Origin of the sequence: Paraburkholderia terrae (assembly GCF_002902925.1) — a bacterium.
GTDB lineage: Bacteria > Pseudomonadota > Gammaproteobacteria > Burkholderiales > Burkholderiaceae > Paraburkholderia > Paraburkholderia terrae.
In genome coordinates this window covers 1,811,925-1,828,171 of the sequence record NZ_CP026112.1, presented here as the reverse complement: position 1 = coordinate 1,828,171, position 16,247 = coordinate 1,811,925, and the positions used below count along the sequence as shown (strand labels likewise).

The window sequence follows — 16,247 nt, the reverse complement described above, 5'->3', positions numbered from 1 at the left end:
AGCACGAAGGCCTGCGGCATACGCCGCAGGCGATCAAACATGGCAGGAGGCTTTACCGATGTTTTCAAAAGAACAGACGATCGCAGGCTTCGATCCCGAACTGTCGAATGCGATGCTGCTCGAGCGGCAACGGCAGGAAGATCATATCGAACTGATCGCGTCGGAAAACTACACGAGCCCGCGCGTGCTCGAAGCACAGGGTTCGGTGCTGACCAACAAGTACGCAGAAGGCTATCCCGGCAAGCGTTATTACGGCGGATGCGAGCATGTTGACGTGGTCGAGTCGCTCGCGATCGAACGGGCCCGACAGCTTTTCGGTGCAGCGTATGCGAACGTTCAGCCGCATAGCGGCTCGCAGGCCAACGCAGCCGTGTATCTGGCCTTGCTCGCACCGGGCGACACCATTCTCGGCATGAGCCTCGCGCACGGCGGTCATCTGACGCACGGTGCGAAGGTGTCGTTTTCGGGCAAGGTGTTCAATGCGGTGCAATACGGCGTCGATGCATCGACCGGGTTGATCGATTACGACGAAGTCGAACGGCTCGCGCTTGAACATCGGCCGAAGATGATCGTTGCGGGTTTTTCTGCGTACTCGCGTGTGCTCGACTTTGCACGCTTTCGTGAGATTGCCGATCGTGTCGAAGCGTATCTTTTCGTCGATATGGCGCATGTGGCGGGCCTCGTTGCCGCAAGTCTTTATCCGAATCCCATTCCGTTCGCGGATGTCGTGACGACGACCACGCACAAGACGTTGCGCGGTCCGCGCGGCGGCCTGATTCTCGCGCGCGCAAATGAAGCGATCGAAAAGAAGCTCAACTCGATGGTCTTTCCGGGCACGCAAGGCGGCCCGCTGATGCACGTGATCGCGGCGAAAGCGGTCGCCTTCCGCGAAGCGCTCGGCGCGGAGTTCGTTGCGTATCAGAAGCAGACATTGGACAATGCGCGCGCGATGGTGGCCGTTTTCATCGAACGTGGCTATAAGATCGTATCGGGCGGCACCGACGATCACCTGTTCCTGGTGGACCTGATCGACAAAGGCATCACGGGCAAGGACGCGGACGCCGCGCTCGGCCGCGCGCATATCACCGTGAACAAGAACGCGGTGCCGAACGATCCGCAATCGCCATTCGTGACGAGCGGCATCCGCATCGGCACGCCTGCACTAACCACGCGTGGCTTCGATGAGAACGATGCGAAGCTCACGGCATCGCTCGTATGCGATGTGCTCGATCATCTGGGTGACGCCCAGACGGAAGCCCGCGTACGCGAGCAGGTTGCGCAGCTTTGCGCGCGATTGCCGGTGTATGACCGTTGACGGTTTGACTGCGACGCGCATGCATCTATGTCAGCCCGTTGATGCGCGATTTTCTTGGCTGGGGCGACCTGAGTTTCGAGTTCTCCCTGCTGACGGGCGGTATCGCGTACTTCCTGCTCGCGCGTAGACACCCGCTCTTTCACATGTCGTCCTCTGGTGATCGTCTGCAAGGCGACGTGCATTCCAGCTCGATCTGATAGTTAGCGGACAAGGTTGCCCGCTGTATTCGCCGACGTTGAAAAACGTTAGCGGATACAGCGGGCTTTTTTCATTTGCGCTGCTCAATGCGTTCATCGATACCGCAATGAAAACGGCTCGCTAACGTATACCCTCGATGTCGAAAACAGAAAGTACTGCGTCGAGACCGGAAATGTTCGTTGATATTGGACTCCTACCATGCAGTCAAGCAGGCTCGTTCGATCGAGGTTCGATTGGAAGAGCCGAAGCACTGCGTGAGCGCACGTTGCCGCCCGCGTACCGTCATCGCATCATCAGGTCTGGAGAGAGTCAATGAACACGAGAAGATCCTTGTCGGGCGATCCCGCGAACAGCGTCATCGCGCCTTCAGGAGCAGGTGACAGTTCCATGAACGAATCGGTCGATCCCAAACTGCTCAGACGCGCGGCATGCGCGAGCTTTATCGGCAACTTCGTCGAATGGTTCGACTACGCGTCGTACGGCTATCTGGCGACGATCATTGCCGTCGTGTTCTTTCCGAAGACGGACGGCAGCACGGGACTGCTGGCGGCATATGGCGTGTTCGCCATTTCGTTCATCGTGCGGCCGATCGGCGGCATTGTCTGGGGCCACTTCGGCGACAAGATCGGCCGGCGGACATCGTTGTCGCTGTCCATTCTGATCATGTCGTGCTCGACTTTCCTCATTGCGCTATTGCCGACCTACGCGCAGGTCGGAATGCTCGCGCCCATCCTGCTTCTGCTGGTACGCGTGATTCAGGGCTTTTCGGCCTCGGGCGAATACGCGGGCGCTTCGGCGTTCCTCGCCGAATACGCGCCGGCTAACCGGCGTGGCGTCTATACGAGCATCGTACCGGCGAGCACGGCGGCAGGTCTGTTGTTCGGCTCGATTCTCATCGCTGTGTTGCATGCCGTGTTGAGCAGCGAGCAGCTGCATTCGTTCGGATGGCGTCTACCGTTTCTGCTGGCGGCACCGTTTGGCCTGATCGGCCGGTACATCCGCGTGAAACTGGAGGACACGCCGCGTTTCAAGGCGCTGGAGCAAGACCATCACGTTGCGCGCGCACCGATTGCCGAACTGCTGGGCAAGCACCGGATGAAGATGTTGATCGCGTTCGGCGTGACGTGCCTGAATGCCGTCGCGTTCTATCTGGTGCTGAGCTATATGCCGACCTATCTGTCGACGGAATTGGGCATGGACGAGACGGCATCGTTCATCGCCGCGACGATCTCGCTGACGGCATACATCGGCCTGGTGTTTGTGATGGGGGCGCTGTCGGACCGCGTCGGCCGCAAGTCGATGCTGATCGGCGCGTCGATCCTGTTCGCGGTGTTGACCGTGCCGCTCTTCAAGGGGCTGGCAGGCGCGAGCTTCATGATGATCGTCGCGATCCAGATCGCCTTCGGCGCATTGCTGACGATGAACGATGGCACGCTGCCGTGCTTCCTGTCGGAGATCTTTCCGACGCGGGTGCGCTATAGCGGCTTCGCTTTCTGCTTCAACGCGGCGAATGCGCTCTTCGGCGGCACGGCCCCGCTTGTCGCGACATGGCTGATCGGCGCGACGGGCAACAAGCTTGCGCCAGCGTGGTATCTGGTCGGCGCGGCGGGTGTCGCGCTGATCGCGATGATTTTCAGCCGCGAGACTTCGCAGGCACCGTTGGCGGATGAGTGAACCGACCATGGGCGCGACAGCCGATTCATTCGAGGTCGAGGCGCGAACAAAGGTGTCCCGAACGGATCTTGCGTTCCGGGACAGAAGGCCGCCCGTGCAGTTCGGAATCGTCCTTCTGCCGAATTTCACGCTGACAGCATTCTCCGGCTTTGTGGATCTCTTGCGTCTTGCCAGCGACGACGCCGATTTCAGCAAGCCGGTGCGGTGTGCATGGACGATAGTCGGCGAAACGCTGACGCCAGTGAGGGCGAGTTGCGGTATTCAGATCCAGCCGTGGCAAACCTTCGACGAAGCAGGGCGCTTCGATTATGTGGTCGTGATCGGCGGGTTGCTGCATTCGGGACCGGGCGTCGGCGATGCCGCGCTTCGCTTCATTCGCCGTGCCGCCGATGCGTTGTCCACGCTCGTGGGCATTTGCACCGGCGTGTTCGCGCTGTCGAGCGCTGGTGTGATGGATGGACATCGCGTGTGTGTCAGCTGGTTTCACTACTGGGACTACATTGAACGCTTTCCGCACGTCGACGAAAGCCTGCTTGTCGCCGACCGGCTCTTTGCGATCGATGGGCGCCGCATCACGTGCTCGGGTGGTCGCGCTTCGATCGATGTGGCCGCAGCCATCCTGCAGCGGCATATCGATGTTGCGACCGTCCAGAAAGCGCTGCGTATCCTTCTCGTAGAAGATGCGCAGCGCCCGAGCGCGCCGCAACCGCACCCGCCTGGCACCGAGCCCGTGACGCATCCCCGCGTGAAGCGGGTCGTTCATCTGATGGAGCAGCACATTGGGCGACCGTTGAGCATGGAGGAACTCGCTGATCGGGTCGAGGTGTCCGTGCGCCAACTCCAACGGCTGTTCAAGACACAGACGGGTGAATCGCCCTTGGCGTACGCGCGTCGAATGCGGCTGAAGACGGCTGCATGGCTGCTGACGGACTCGGAGCGGACGGTGGCCGATATAGCGGCAACTTGTGGGTTTTCGGATGCGTCTCACATGGGGAGGGAGTTTCGGCGGGAGTATGGGGTTGCGCCCAATGTGTATCGGGCCGCTAGGGGGAGCTTGCCGACAGGCGTATGCGGAGAATGGCAAACTCAAACGGCTCGCCGTAACCCGGTCAATTGTTCTGCGCTGTAGACGTTCGGGATGAGTGGCCGGCGCAGCGGGTGCAGTCATTGCCCGCCGACGGCCACGGCTTCTCTATCCAGCTACGCGTCCTTGGAACTGGACTTCAGCTACGGTTATTGCTTGACTTCGCCTGTCTTTCCGGCGGCGGAGGCGCCTTGCGGAGATAGCGCTTTCGATCGTTTGTTCATCAGCGTTCCTTCCGCGTTTCCCGGCTCGCCTTGTTGCGCCTTCTCGGTGAGGCTCTTCCCAGCGTCGCCCGACTGAACCTTCACCGCGTTGCTGGACGACGCATTTTCCGGTTTCGTCTGAGCACCGGCACCCGCCGAGGCGGCCAACAATACGACCGCTGCAATTGTCAAAACTCTGCTCATTTCTGCCTCCGCTAATTTCCAGGTGTGACAAATACAGCGCACACCTCGTGCCTGGCGACATCGGCTCGAACGCGTGGGGTTGATAGCAATATCGCAGATGGCTTTTGTCAAACGTGACCTTAAAGTTTTTCAGACCGGTGCCGAGATAGCAGAATGTCGACAGGAAGCACAACGCATCTCACCTGTCTCCTTTCTCAGCGCCACGGGTCAAAAGATGAACACGAATAATTGTCGCGAGACGGCTGTTACAAGGATGGTGAAAAATATATCGAGCCAACGCCAGAGGAATATCGGCGACCGGGACGGGTATTCATCGTCAGTCGCGGAATGGATTGAAGAAACTGCCGGCGTTTGGCTGGCGGCAGTGTTCATGGTTATTGCGGGGGCTGGAACGATTCTCCAGGTCGTCGCATTCTTTCGCTAGTTCTAATCTGAATTTGGCCTATTCGAACGTTACACTCAACGACAGCTGCACTGCGTTTCCGCTGGGTCTTGCATGGGCGGCAAATTCGTTGACCCATCGGAGATTCGCGGAAACGGGCGTGTTGCCGATCTTGCCAGCCCAGCCAACCATCGGGCCCATGCCGACGGAATAGCCCTTCGCGCCATCGAGCAAATCAGCAGTGGGACCGGCATCGTTGCCGAGCTGCTGAATCCACCCGCCGACGACGCCTACGCTCCACCCGCTACTGAAGCGCTTGAGCGCCAGCACGTCGAGTACGCTGACGGCGGCATTGTGATAGTTCGTATCGCGATTCGTTGTATAGAACTCGACACCGAAGTTGACGGTCAGCTCGACGTTGTTCTTCGGAAATAGCTTCGTATAGGCAATAGTGGGCGTAAATGTCCAGGTGTTCTGACCGGCATTGGCGAGACGATTGGGATTGTAAGCGCCCGTCGGTGCGTAGATTTGCAGGCTCAGCGCGGTGTAGTCGGTTGGCGAGAGACGATATCCGGCAATGACGGGTGCGAAGAAGACATCGGCGAACTGGGTACCGTGATCGGGACGCAGAAGACCGTTGAACGACGACGCATTGGAATATTGAACAGGTACACCCATGGATGAAGCAAAATTCCATCCAGCCAGGTTGACACCCCATGTCTTCACCAGGTTGGCGATCGTGTAGACAACCTGATAATCCAGGCCACCCGTTATCTGATTCCCTGTAGACACATTCTTGCTGGCGCTGAGCGATCCGTCGTAATAGATGGTCGCCCACGAAACGATCCACTCGCTGGTGGGTGGAACGATTCCGCCGTATGGCGTGACCTGTTGACCGGTTATGGGCCGACCGACCCCCGTTTCAGTCGCCGACGAATTTTGGGGTATGCCGGCTACACAAAAGATCGCCAGCAGACTATTGGTCACATGTCGAATCAAGCGACGCTTATGCATGGTGTTGTTTCACGATTCAGCTTAGGTTCTGCGAATGGCAAAAAGGCGCAGGCAGGTGGCGAGTGGACCAGCGTGGGCTTGCGCGTAAAGGCCGCGAGCATGGGCCGACCCCGGACGGTTCCGGAGATCGGCACATCACTCAGGTTCGGTGAGGCAATCAGCTTCTTGCTGGATCTTTCAGATGCACGCGAACCGGGCCGCCTACGCTATTGAAGATGAGGTCACCGTTCGGCGCGTACTGGATGATGGCGTAAGCGCCGTTGCCGAGATTGTCTTTGCCGAACTCGACGCGCTGTACGGTTTTGCCTGTATTCCAGTCAAGACCAGTCAACTCCCAGCCAGTCTTTTTGTAATAGCCATTCACAAAGACGATACCCGACGCCGAACTGACGCTCGGTACCATGCTGATCGAAATTACGTCGCTTCTCGACCAGACCGAATGCCAACGATGTGTCTTCGGGTCCCACTCGAAACGCTCTGTACCGTGGCCCGGCTGGTTGACGGGGCCCAGCGCCAGTACGTCGACTAGCTTGTCCTTCGCGCCGGATTCCGAAATGTTGTTGACCACAAAGGCGCCATAGCCATTCACGACGACGGACTGTTCGGTCTGAATGAAATTCGGCAGCGGCGTCAATCCGGCCGTCACGGCGATTTGGCCTGCTATGCGGTTCGATTTCGCTCCAGTTGGTGCTTTCCAGCCGGTCGGGATTTCATTGCGCCAGAACGCGACCAGATGCATGCGATTCGCGCCGTCGGTGATCACGACGAGCTGGTCCTGATCCCGTCCGAATCCCATCAGCGTTGGCGTGGACCCTGTGCCATTGCCAAGCTTGATGGTTGGGGGCTGATCGCCGGTGTCGTACGGCGACGTCCAGGCGCCATCCGCAGGATCATCGGAGAGTTTCGTGCCCGTCCAGACCAGCTTATGCATGATCTTGTTCGAGGCGATATAGATGCCATTCTGATCGTCGATCGCAAATGAGTTAGTCACGACCTCACCCGGTGCGAGACGCATCGTTTGGGCTTTGCCTTCAAGTGAGCGGTCAAGAACACTCACAGTGAAATTGGACGCGACGACGAGCTTTCCGTCATAGGTGATGCCCGTGCCCACGAGGTACGCGTCCGGACCGATAATCGAACGCATGTTGATGGTCTTGATGACCTTTATCCCTGCGGATGGGTTCTTTTCGTCGATCAGGCCGAATTTCGTTAAGAAGCCGTCGGCAGTGTTGTAGTACACGTCGTTATTCTTATCGACTACCGAATAGACACCATTGACCGCGCGCGTCCAGTCGAGGCCATAGATGTCAGTGACCGCTTTTTGCACTTGTGCAACATTGGCGAAATGCTGACCCAGAACCTTGTCGTGTAACTGCGCAGAGATGATCTTCTGGCCTGGAGCCGCCATGCGGGCGACCTCCTTGAATCCGCCATTCGACACGTCGATGTAGGTGACACCTTCACTGGAGACACCCCACATATAGGACGGAGACGTCGATGCGAGCGTCATGATGTTGACGGGGCCCGCAACAATCCGTTTTTCCTTTCGAAGATCGACTTCGAACGTGCCGCGCGGAACGGCATACGGAAAGGAATCGCTCTGGGACGAATCGAAATGGGTAATGGCGTATTTTTCTGCCGCCAGATAAGGATTGGGTTTCGGGTTGGCGGCGAGGTCTTGCGCAAGGAGCGCGAATGCAGGAATGAGGGTAGCGATACCTGCCAACAAACGAAAACGTTTCGACATTAATTATCCTTTATCGCGGAATTGCGATCATCCATTTAAATGTGGGAGCGGTGGTTGTCTAAATTCTCAAAAAGAAAATGCTCCAGATAGTGACAGGGATTCTCGATGCGCGAAGTGACGCGGATCACACGCCAGGTTCCGGGTAGATCGACAGTCGTCGAGAAGCCAGATCTCGCTCAGTCGCCAGCCGTTCTCCGAGATGGAAGCCGTACGAAGCCGTGCATAGCGTGGCGTGATGATGAAACCCTCTCCAGCCACGGCCTGAATAGTGGTCAAGTCCGAAATCCTGCCGAAGTTCCTCGTGGTCCCGATCGGTGCGCCAGTGGTAATGTGCGGCCGCGACGAGTTCATTGATGGACGTGTCTTCCGGCAGCGTCGAAAGCCAGTATCTGATGGGCTCCGGTTCGCCCAGCGGCCACTTCAATAGCAGCCATTGCAATGGCTGCAGTCGCGTCCAGCATGCGTAGCTGTCGGCATACTGCACTCGCGCCACGCCAAAGCGGCTGCTTCTCAGATTGCCGTTCCCTTCGCGCCAGCTGATCGTATGCAACGCGTGCGCCGGTAATTCCATGGCCAACGCTCTGACGCTGATGGGGTAATGCCCGGCCGTACGCCACGTCTGCGACTGGAGGCGTCCCGCCGTCGACGTTAGCGATTCGGCTTGCGGGCGCCAGACGCGTGCTTGCGACGTGACACCCAATACGTACGGCAGTCCGAGGTCGATCAACCCTTGCCTGAAGTCGGGATCCATTCCGTAGCTGACATCGGCGAGCACGGGGCGTGATGGCGCTCCCGTGGCAAGCAGCCTTTCGATCTGTTCAAGCGCAAGTTTCGGCCTGGTCGCAAACTGCACATCGGCGGGGACGCCTGCCTTCCTGCGCCGGATCGGATCGTCGGCCCATGCTCGCGGCAGATACAGCCGCCAGCCGACAGGCAGACTGGCACTTTCGCAGGCTAGCGAAACACTCACGGCAATTTGACATTTGTCATATCTGGCCGATGCTCCGTGATTTTGTCTCGCGACCCCCACTGGTTGGCTGCCACGCTTCGGAAATGTGTTACAGCCGACGATCCACCAGCCGCTCCGGGACAGACCCGCCATTTGCGGGGTCACCCAGCGGGCAACCTGTCTCAGCAGTTCCTCATCGCACCACGGCGCTCTGGCCACGAAATGATGTAGCGCCTGACGCATTGCTTCCGCGCGTGCGGGCTGAAGATCTTCCGCAATGGCGTTTGTGCTCTTTCGCTCCAACGGTCGCATCAGTCCCGTGCAATAGTCGCGCAGGCCGACAATATGATGCTTGTGTCGGAATCCTTGAGAAAGATGTTCCAGGTATTCGTCAAACCGTTGAGATGTACTCATTGCATTGAAATAACTTCATTGGACGCCAGCTAGACTCGGGAAGCTTGACGTTTGAGTGCTGCGTCTGCATGAGGCGAACATGACATTCCTGTCATGTTTGACGTGGCGTAAGTCATCTGCAAAACGGCAAAGCGCGGACAGACTTCCAGGGAAACCGTCGCTTTGATATCGTTGTGCGCCTGCCGGAGGATCTTCGGACCGCAAGTGATTCAAACGAGGTAACAGGTAATGCGAATTCTGATTGTCGAAGATGAGGGCAAAACGGGTTTATATCTACGGAAGGGTTTGACGGAAGCGGGATATGTTGCCGACTGGGTGGAGGACGGCATTTCCGGGCAGCATCAGGCTGAAACGGAGGACTACGACCTGCTCATCGTGGATGTGATGCTGCCAGGGCAAGACGGCTGGACACTATTGCAGAATCTCAGACGCAGCAAGTCGACGCCGGTTCTCTTTCTCACCGCGAGAGACGACGTGGGAGACCGCATCCGGGGGCTGGAACTCGGTGCTGACGACTATCTCGCCAAGCCCTTTGATTTTGTCGAACTGACTGCACGCGTAAAGTCGATCCTTCGTCGCGCGCGGCCGCAGGATTCGAACACGCTCCGTGTGTCCGACCTCGAACTCGACCTCACACGTCGTAAGGCCACGAGGCAGGGAAAGGTCATTCTGTTGACGGCAAAAGAGTTTGCGCTGCTGTGGCTTTTGATGAGACGCGAAGGGGAGATTCTCCCGCGCGCGATCATCGCGTCACAAGTGTGGGACATGAATTTCAGCAGCGACACGAACGTGGTGGATTCGGCCATCCGCCGCTTGCGTTCCAAACTGGACGACCCTTTCGAATCCAGGCTGATTCATACCGTCAGGGGCATGGGCTACGTTCTGGAAGTCCGAAACCAGGTGACACCGTGATTTGCTCATGAACCACGCATTGGAGATCTCAATAGAGGCGTTGTGCGGACAAGCGCGTGCCTGATATGTATCGCGAATTTTTTGTGCTTTCTCAAAGTTGCCCCTGTTGTCGGCGTGCTTAATCACATCGCCGCAGCAGGCGCAGTACTATTCTCTCGTCGAGAGCGCGAATGGCGCGGCGATGCCGGATGGCAAGGTGAGAGACTGAACCGGGTACCTGTCTGCCGCTGGAAAGGGAATTTCAAATGTGTCGCGGATGCGGAATTCTGAGGTGGACAGCATGTGCGTCCTGCGGGAAAGACGCGGGCGTAATATCGGTGGCCTGTCGCGTCACGGCTTGCAATTCGTGGCAATAGCCGGTGGCAGCTAATCATGCTTCGTTATTTGCCGGCTAGCCTGCGTGTACGGCTCACCGTGCTGATCGTTTTCTATGCATCGGTTGCGTTCGCGATCAGCGGATTCGCGGTCTATGAAGCGATGATGAGCCGTGTCGAAGCGAATGCCGCGGACCAGATGAAAGACTTGATGTCGGCTCTCGAGGTTCACCTCTCCGAGTTGAAGTCGACGGCCGGGATTACCGGCGATCCCGATACCTGGAAGGAGCACGTGCATGGGCGCGAGTACCTGGCGTTCGCTATCTTTGACATGGCAGGTAGGGATCTCCTGACGACGCGAGGCTTTCGCAACTACTCGCCAGTTCTGGATGTACAGACGCCTCACAATCCTGTCACGCTTTCCACACCCACTACCGCGTTACGATATCTCGTGACCATCGTGCCGCTCGACGGGCGTGACAGTTCAGCTGTCCGTGTCGTCGTACAGTACGACGACAGCGAAGAGCGCGAATTGGTAAGGTCGAACACAGAGATCATCTTTATCACGGAGACGGTCGGCATTCTGCTTGCGGCAATCTCGGCTTACGGCGTGACAACGCTCGGGCTGAGCCCTCTGCGCCGCATTGTCACGCGAGCCGACGAGATGTCGATTAGCCGGCTCGGGCAACCGTTGCCGAAGCTCGCCAGCTCGGATGAGTTGTCGGAACTGGGGCAGGCATTCAACGGCATGCTGGCGCGTCTGGACGACTCGTTCACACGCTTGAGCGAGTTCTCTTCCAATCTCGCACACGATTTGCGCACCCCGCTCACGAATCTGCGAGCAGCGGCTCAGGTCGCACTCGCGCAGTCGCGTGCTGCGCCTGAATACCGCGAAGTGATTGAATCGAGCTTAGACGAATACGAGCGCTTGTCCCGAATGATCGACGATATGCTGTTTCTCGCGCGCGCAGAGCGAGCTGACCTGTCGCTATCGATCTGCGAGTTCGACGCGGCGGCGGAAGCGCGACGCGTCACCGGCTTTTACGAATCGTTGGCGCAAGCGGCGGATCTCACCATCGACGTCCGTGGGCAGGGGATCATCCATGCCGATTTGCTGTTGTATCAGCGAGCGGTCAGCAACCTGCTCGCTAATGCGATCGCGTACGCGCCACGCAATTCGACTATCGACATTGAATGTTGGGAGCAGCGGGGCGCGGTAGTGGTTCTGTTCTCCGATCGTGGTCCCGGGATTGCTCCGCCGCATGTGGACCGGATCTTCGAACGCTTCTACCGCGTCGACCCGACCCGGGACAACGCTATTTCCAGCAATGTAGGACTCGGGCTTGCCATCGTCAAATCGATCATGGATTTGCACCACGGATCGTGCGGTGTGAGAAGTGATCCTGCTGTCGGCACGACATTCTGGTTACGGTTTGTACCAGGGGGAAAGACAGTGGGTTCACCCACATGACAAACCTGATTGATGCGCGGCATGGCACGTGCGGTTGCTTTGATGCTAGAGGGAAAACCTCAGACACAGCGCGTCGGACAGGTGAGTTTTGACATTATTGAGCCGTGCATGAATCATCCAGACGTGGTTTCTGCAAGACAAAAATAATGGAGAACACCCGAAATAGAAGAACACTCTGATCTTTTATTTTATTGAAAACAATCTTCTATGCGTTTTGGTCACGTAGCAGTTCTATTTCTGGAATGTACTGAGGTGCCACACTAAAACGAAAGTGCTTCAAATCGATGGAATACTCTTCAATCTGACTCGTCAGATTACCGATTGCCTATGTTGTATCAGCAATCGGGAGATTTCCATGTACTTAGGAGTTTGAAGCATGAAACAACATATCATTCTCGCCTGCGCGGTGGGTACCTTTGCGGTGAGTGCGCATGCACAAAGCAGCGTTACCCTGTATGGCTCGATCGACGCGGGCATCACCTATGCGAACAACGTCGGCGGGAAGAGTGTCTGGCAGCAGGGTAGCGGCAACCTGTCGAACAACTACTTTGGCTTGCGCGGTGCCGAGGATCTCGGCGGCGGGCTGAAGGCGATCTTTACGATGGAAAGCGGCTTCGATCTGAACAACGGAGGCTTTCATAACAGCGACGATTTGTTCAACCGTCAAGCCTTCGTCGGCCTGAAGAGTGACGCGTATGGCGCTGTGACGTTGGGACGTCAATACGAGTCGACCTCGGAGTATCTCGGGCCGCTGTCGGCCGCAGGTGCTGGCTTGGGCAACAATCTCGCTGGCCATCCGTTCGACAACGACAACCTGGCGCGGACGTATTCGACCAAAAATGCGGTCAAGTACACCAGCCCGAACTATGCGGGCATCCAGTTCGGCGGCATGTATGGCTTCAGCAACGACGCGAACGGCTTCGCGAACGGCCGCACGTGGAGCCTGGGCGCCAGGTACGGCACAGGTCCGCTGAAAGTCGCGGCGGGTTACACACAGTCGGATAACTCGGGCGGGCTGGGCGGCGCAAACAGCGCAGCGTCGGCAAGCCAGAACATTTCGGCGACGCTTCAGCGTACTTACGGCTTGGGCGCCACCTACGCATTCGGCCCGGCACAGGTCGGTCTCGTGTGGACGCACTCGCAGATCGACGGTCTCGCGAGCCTGTCGAGTGGCGGCGCTGCACTGCCCGGTCTTACGGGGATGAACCTGCATCTCGACAATTACGAAATCAACGGCCAGTACAGGCTTACGCCAGCGCTGGCCGTCGTCAGCTCTTACACGTTCACTGACGGCACGGTGACAGGCAGCAACAGCAGCAATTCGCCAACGTGGCACACATTCGTTTTGGGTACGGACTATTCGCTCAGCAAGCGTACGGACGTGTATTTGGCCGGCGTGTACCAGCATGCTTCCGGCTCGCTCGGTTATGACGCGAACGGTAACGGCATCGCGAACGTGGCATCCATCAACATGCTGTCGCCGTCGTCAACCAACAATCAGGTTGCAGCAACGATCGGACTGCGCCACCGCTTCTGATCGAAGGGAAATCGGGCAGATAGCGCAATCGGTTGTCTGCCCGCTGGTAAGCGAGGGGAGCACGAAGTCGAAATCCACTCGCATGGCTCATGGGCTTTCGTCAGGTAGAACGACGGCGAGGGCCCGCCTCGTAATGCAGGCAAAGTACTGTTCGAAGCCGTTCACGAACCTCTAAGGTTCTGGTCGATGCGTTACGGGCCGAACCTGCGCAGCGGGACGATGCGCGGGTAAGCGTCTTTCAGGAAGGTGAATCGAAACTGGCCGCCCGAGTACGGGGCTGCGCGCCATGACTGTCCGGATGCATGTGCGGGCACATGCATACCGCAGCGACGGAATCAGAACCGGTACGCCAAACCTACCGATCCGAAGATAGCAGCCTTGTGTTCGACGACAGGGCTGTCGGCTGCGTCACCCACCAGACTGGACACACCCAGTACGGCAGCCGTGCTCCAATGCGGGTTGAGCTGGTGCTTCCACGTGACGCTGGCGTCGACACCCTTGATGCCCGCTGAGGGCGAATATCGGGCGAGCCTCGACTGGCTCGCAAGCGACTCCTGTTCGGTAACGCCGAAATAGGTATTCATATAGTCCCCATTGCCGAAAGTCGCACCCACTGTCAGATTCACAGTGTTTTTCGGCGTCGCCAAAGCGGTGAAGCCACCCGCGAGACGGACTTTCAGACCATATCCACTGTGCGTCGCCTGCAGCGCGTTGAGCGACGCGTGCCACTTGCCGTGACGCCAATCCACGAACGCGCCAACGCGGGCCGTGTTGGAAATGTCGTTGGTGCCCGTAAGGCGATCTGAATCGTCGGCGTCCCGACCAAAGTCGAACTGCGCAATCAAACCCGTCGTAATGCCGGCTCCGATCGGATAGCGTATTCCGGCTGAGAGCCCGGAAACGAAAAAGAGTCCATTGTCATAGGCGAACAAAGGCAATGGCAGTGTACGGTACGATGCCGCGCCGTCGTATTGGGGCATGACATTGACTTGCGCGCCGAGCGATGCTTCGGCCGGGTAAGCAGGGCTGGATGGGGTTGCCATGACCACGCCAATGGTTAGCGCGGCTGCGAAGTAGAGATATCGCATGAATAATTCCTTGAATAATCGGGAGGAAGGTCAGAACTGACGATGGCGGTCGAACATCTGGACATCCATCTGGGGGTACGGCATCTGTGCGTCGCGACTCGCCAGGTGGGTGACAACTGCGGTTATGGCAACCGCTTGAAAGGAGAGTCGGTGCGCCGTTGCGGGTAGCTACGGTGACGGCGAGCAGTCTTGATGGCCAGGGATTAGATCAAACGGCGGTATTCGTTTAGTTGTTGTTCATGAAGTAGTCTCCGGGTGAGATGATGAAATGTGACCAGAGTGAATAGGCATGCTTATTAAATAAAACGGGTTGGAAAGATTGAAAAGACATGAATCTATTTGCCAGGGGCGCTTTTCATCACGCATTGAGTTGTGATGCGATCAGCGTTGCTGAAGCGGAAAGGCGAGAAGATGCAATTCGCTCACGGTTTTGGTGTTCAGGGGTTTTTAATCTACCTTTGTTTTAAAGAATGAGCCGTCCGTATTGGTCATCTTTCGATATGGAGTTTTATTCGAATAGTGAGATTTACGTTTAATCAAAGATTTCACTGTTACTTGAAGTTGAAGCTGTGGATCGTGATAAAACAACCCTCCAGGCTTCGTTGCAGACCCCATGAAACGATGCGGAAACTCAGACACCGTGTCGTTACGTTTCCTATAGGCGAGCCGACCGTGAACACGTGAAGAGAACCCAAGGAACTGCCAATGAGTTATTGCCATGTGTTGATCCATACGGCCAGGGCGATCCCGATCCTTCTGGTCGACCGCAGTCTTTGGCGCTCGATTCGCACACACATCGTGGGGTTGACTATCGATACCTGCGAGCTCGCCGGTCGCGTCGGTGCAGTTCTTCTTTTTCCCGTTGCCGTGCCAATTGTCGCGATTCTGATTGTGGCGTCCATGCGCCGGGAAGGATGGAAACAGGAGTGCCCTGCGAGTTCTGTCGACACAGCGTGGACGCAAGATGTGCAACGCAGCCTCTGGGCCAGGTCAAGCCGATGCGATAGCGCTCATGCTGTCAGGCGAGAAGGGAAGGTTGTCTGGCGCGTGCCGCGTGAACCGATGTCTGAGTAAACCGGGGTGATTTCCCTCGACAAAAGAATCCCTTTAACACAGGAAAATGCGGATGAGTAAAGCAACCAGGTTGGCAGTGGCAGTTATCGTTAGCATTGGGGTTGTACCGTTGGCGAGCGCGCAGACCGCTCAACCTGCTTCGGGTGCGCAAGAGCAATCTGCACTCGCCGGGCGGGTGCAGGCGCTTCTCGCCACGGCGCCCCCCGTTGAGATCAAGGCCCGGATCTCCGATATCGACCGTGCTTCGCACATCATTACGCTGCATGGTCCGAAGGGACGCGACATCGATGTCGCAATCGGTCCGCAAGTCGAAAATTTCGATCGGCTCCGCGTGGGCGATAACGTCGAAGTGCTCTACAAAAACGCCTTGCTCGTGTCCGCTGACAAGATCGCAGGCGCGGACGAGGGGATTCGCAAACGTGTCGATTCCAGCGTGTATCAGCCGACACCGTCGGGATACAGCGCCGCGCGCCAGGTCGAGGTTCAGGCCACAGTGCTTGATATGGATGCCGGCAAGCGCGCGATGCGGCTGCGAGACGCCTATCAGACAGTCACGCTCACAGTCGGTCCGGATATCGATTTCAATACCTTGAAGGTGGGCGATACCGTCCATGCCGTGTTTGTATCGGCTTATGCGACGCGGGTGACACCCATTGACGCGCGTTAG

At 57.6% G+C, this 16,247-nt stretch carries 14 protein-coding genes; 9 read left to right on the top strand and 5 right to left on the bottom strand.

The window, feature by feature from the left end:
- Window positions 1-58 precede the first annotated feature (58 nt).
- The 4 genes from glyA (at window position 59) to C2L65_RS24300 (ending at window position 4,316) form a co-directional block, all read left to right on the top strand.
- Window positions 59-1,315 (top strand): serine hydroxymethyltransferase, encoded by a 1,257-nt coding sequence (glyA, locus tag C2L65_RS24315; RefSeq protein WP_042315842.1) that lies wholly within the window; start codon window positions 59-61, stop codon window positions 1,313-1,315.
- A gap of 41 nt (window positions 1,316-1,356) precedes the next feature.
- On the top strand, window positions 1,357-1,512 hold the full coding sequence (locus C2L65_RS24310; protein WP_174485114.1) for a hypothetical protein: 156 nt from the start codon (window positions 1,357-1,359) through the stop codon (window positions 1,510-1,512).
- Between the two features lie 388 nt (window positions 1,513-1,900).
- Complete coding sequence (locus C2L65_RS24305) at window positions 1,901-3,187, top strand: MFS transporter (RefSeq protein ID WP_042315845.1); 1,287 nt, start codon at window positions 1,901-1,903, stop codon at window positions 3,185-3,187.
- A 7-nt stretch (window positions 3,188-3,194) separates the two neighbouring features.
- Window positions 3,195-4,316 carry a GlxA family transcriptional regulator gene (locus tag C2L65_RS24300; RefSeq protein ID WP_042315847.1) on the top strand — a complete coding sequence of 374 codons (1,122 nt, stop codon included), beginning with the start codon at window positions 3,195-3,197 and terminating at the stop codon, window positions 4,314-4,316.
- A gap of 104 nt (window positions 4,317-4,420) precedes the next feature.
- Here the strand turns inward: C2L65_RS24300 and C2L65_RS24295 are convergent, their stop codons facing one another.
- On the bottom strand, window positions 4,421-4,678 hold the full coding sequence (locus tag C2L65_RS24295) for a hypothetical protein (protein WP_042315849.1): 258 nt from the start codon (window positions 4,676-4,678) through the stop codon (window positions 4,421-4,423).
- A 97-nt stretch (window positions 4,679-4,775) separates the two neighbouring features.
- Between C2L65_RS24295 and C2L65_RS24290 the strand changes: the two genes are divergently transcribed.
- On the top strand, window positions 4,776-5,102 hold the full coding sequence (locus C2L65_RS24290) for a hypothetical protein (RefSeq protein WP_042315850.1): 327 nt from the start codon (window positions 4,776-4,778) through the stop codon (window positions 5,100-5,102).
- 18 nt (window positions 5,103-5,120) lie between these two features.
- On the opposite strand, the gene C2L65_RS24285 is transcribed toward C2L65_RS24290, so the two are convergent.
- The 3 genes from C2L65_RS24285 to C2L65_RS24275 form a co-directional block, all read right to left on the bottom strand.
- Window positions 5,121-6,074: a SphA family protein gene (locus C2L65_RS24285; RefSeq protein WP_052427040.1), complete on the bottom strand. Its 954-nt coding sequence runs from the start codon at window positions 6,072-6,074 to the stop codon at window positions 5,121-5,123.
- A 157-nt stretch (window positions 6,075-6,231) separates the two neighbouring features.
- Window positions 6,232-7,821, bottom strand: a complete 1,590-nt coding sequence (locus C2L65_RS24280) for a hypothetical protein (RefSeq protein WP_042315852.1) — start codon at window positions 7,819-7,821, stop codon at window positions 6,232-6,234.
- Between the two features lie 124 nt (window positions 7,822-7,945).
- On the bottom strand, window positions 7,946-9,184 hold the full coding sequence (locus C2L65_RS24275; protein ID WP_042315853.1) for an IS701 family transposase: 1,239 nt from the start codon (window positions 9,182-9,184) through the stop codon (window positions 7,946-7,948).
- A 228-nt stretch (window positions 9,185-9,412) separates the two neighbouring features.
- Here C2L65_RS24275 and irlR point away from each other — a divergent pair, with 228 nt between their 5' ends.
- From irlR to C2L65_RS24260, 3 genes are all read left to right on the top strand, one after another.
- Entirely contained in the window at window positions 9,413-10,096 is a 684-nt protein-coding gene (irlR, locus tag C2L65_RS24270; protein WP_042315854.1) for a heavy metal response regulator transcription factor IrlR, read from the top strand.
- A 372-nt stretch (window positions 10,097-10,468) separates the two neighbouring features.
- Window positions 10,469-11,881 (top strand): heavy metal sensor histidine kinase, encoded by a 1,413-nt coding sequence (locus tag C2L65_RS24265; protein WP_081921515.1) that lies wholly within the window; start codon window positions 10,469-10,471, stop codon window positions 11,879-11,881.
- Window positions 11,882-12,257: 376 nt separating this feature from the next.
- Window positions 12,258-13,418, top strand: coding sequence for a porin (locus C2L65_RS24260; RefSeq protein WP_042315858.1), 1,161 nt, complete (start codon window positions 12,258-12,260; stop codon window positions 13,416-13,418).
- A 335-nt stretch (window positions 13,419-13,753) separates the two neighbouring features.
- Here C2L65_RS24260 and C2L65_RS24255 read toward each other — a convergent pair whose 3' ends face one another.
- Entirely contained in the window at window positions 13,754-14,506 is a 753-nt protein-coding gene (locus C2L65_RS24255; RefSeq protein ID WP_081921517.1) for a MipA/OmpV family protein, read from the bottom strand.
- Window positions 14,507-15,656: 1,150 nt separating this feature from the next.
- On the opposite strand from C2L65_RS24255, the gene C2L65_RS24245 reads away from it, so the two are divergent.
- Entirely contained in the window at window positions 15,657-16,247 is a 591-nt protein-coding gene (locus C2L65_RS24245; RefSeq protein WP_233446532.1) for a hypothetical protein, read from the top strand.

What these genes read in the sequence shown, in the direction of transcription:
- C2L65_RS24300 (WP_042315847.1), top strand. Translation starts at nt 3,195, where the DNA reads ATGGGCGCGACAGCCGATTCATTCGAGGTCGAGGCGCGAACAAAGGTG.
- C2L65_RS24280 (WP_042315852.1), bottom strand. Translation starts at nt 7,821, where the DNA reads ATGTCGAAACGTTTTCGTTTGTTGGCAGGTATCGCTACCCTCATTCCT.
- glyA (WP_042315842.1), top strand. Translation starts at nt 59, where the DNA reads ATGTTTTCAAAAGAACAGACGATCGCAGGCTTCGATCCCGAACTGTCG.
- C2L65_RS24310 (WP_174485114.1), top strand. Translation starts at nt 1,357, where the DNA reads ATGCGCGATTTTCTTGGCTGGGGCGACCTGAGTTTCGAGTTCTCCCTG.
- C2L65_RS24295 (WP_042315849.1), bottom strand. Translation starts at nt 4,678, where the DNA reads ATGAGCAGAGTTTTGACAATTGCAGCGGTCGTATTGTTGGCCGCCTCG.
- C2L65_RS24285 (WP_052427040.1), bottom strand. Translation starts at nt 6,074, where the DNA reads ATGCATAAGCGTCGCTTGATTCGACATGTGACCAATAGTCTGCTGGCG.
- C2L65_RS24305 (WP_042315845.1), top strand. Translation starts at nt 1,901, where the DNA reads ATGAACGAATCGGTCGATCCCAAACTGCTCAGACGCGCGGCATGCGCG.
- irlR (WP_042315854.1), top strand. Translation starts at nt 9,413, where the DNA reads ATGCGAATTCTGATTGTCGAAGATGAGGGCAAAACGGGTTTATATCTA.
- C2L65_RS24275 (WP_042315853.1), bottom strand. Translation starts at nt 9,184, where the DNA reads ATGAGTACATCTCAACGGTTTGACGAATACCTGGAACATCTTTCTCAA.
- C2L65_RS24255 (WP_081921517.1), bottom strand. Translation starts at nt 14,506, where the DNA reads ATGCGATATCTCTACTTCGCAGCCGCGCTAACCATTGGCGTGGTCATG.
- C2L65_RS24260 (WP_042315858.1), top strand. Translation starts at nt 12,258, where the DNA reads ATGAAACAACATATCATTCTCGCCTGCGCGGTGGGTACCTTTGCGGTG.
- C2L65_RS24290 (WP_042315850.1), top strand. Translation starts at nt 4,776, where the DNA reads ATGGCTTTTGTCAAACGTGACCTTAAAGTTTTTCAGACCGGTGCCGAG.
- C2L65_RS24265 (WP_081921515.1), top strand. Translation starts at nt 10,469, where the DNA reads ATGCTTCGTTATTTGCCGGCTAGCCTGCGTGTACGGCTCACCGTGCTG.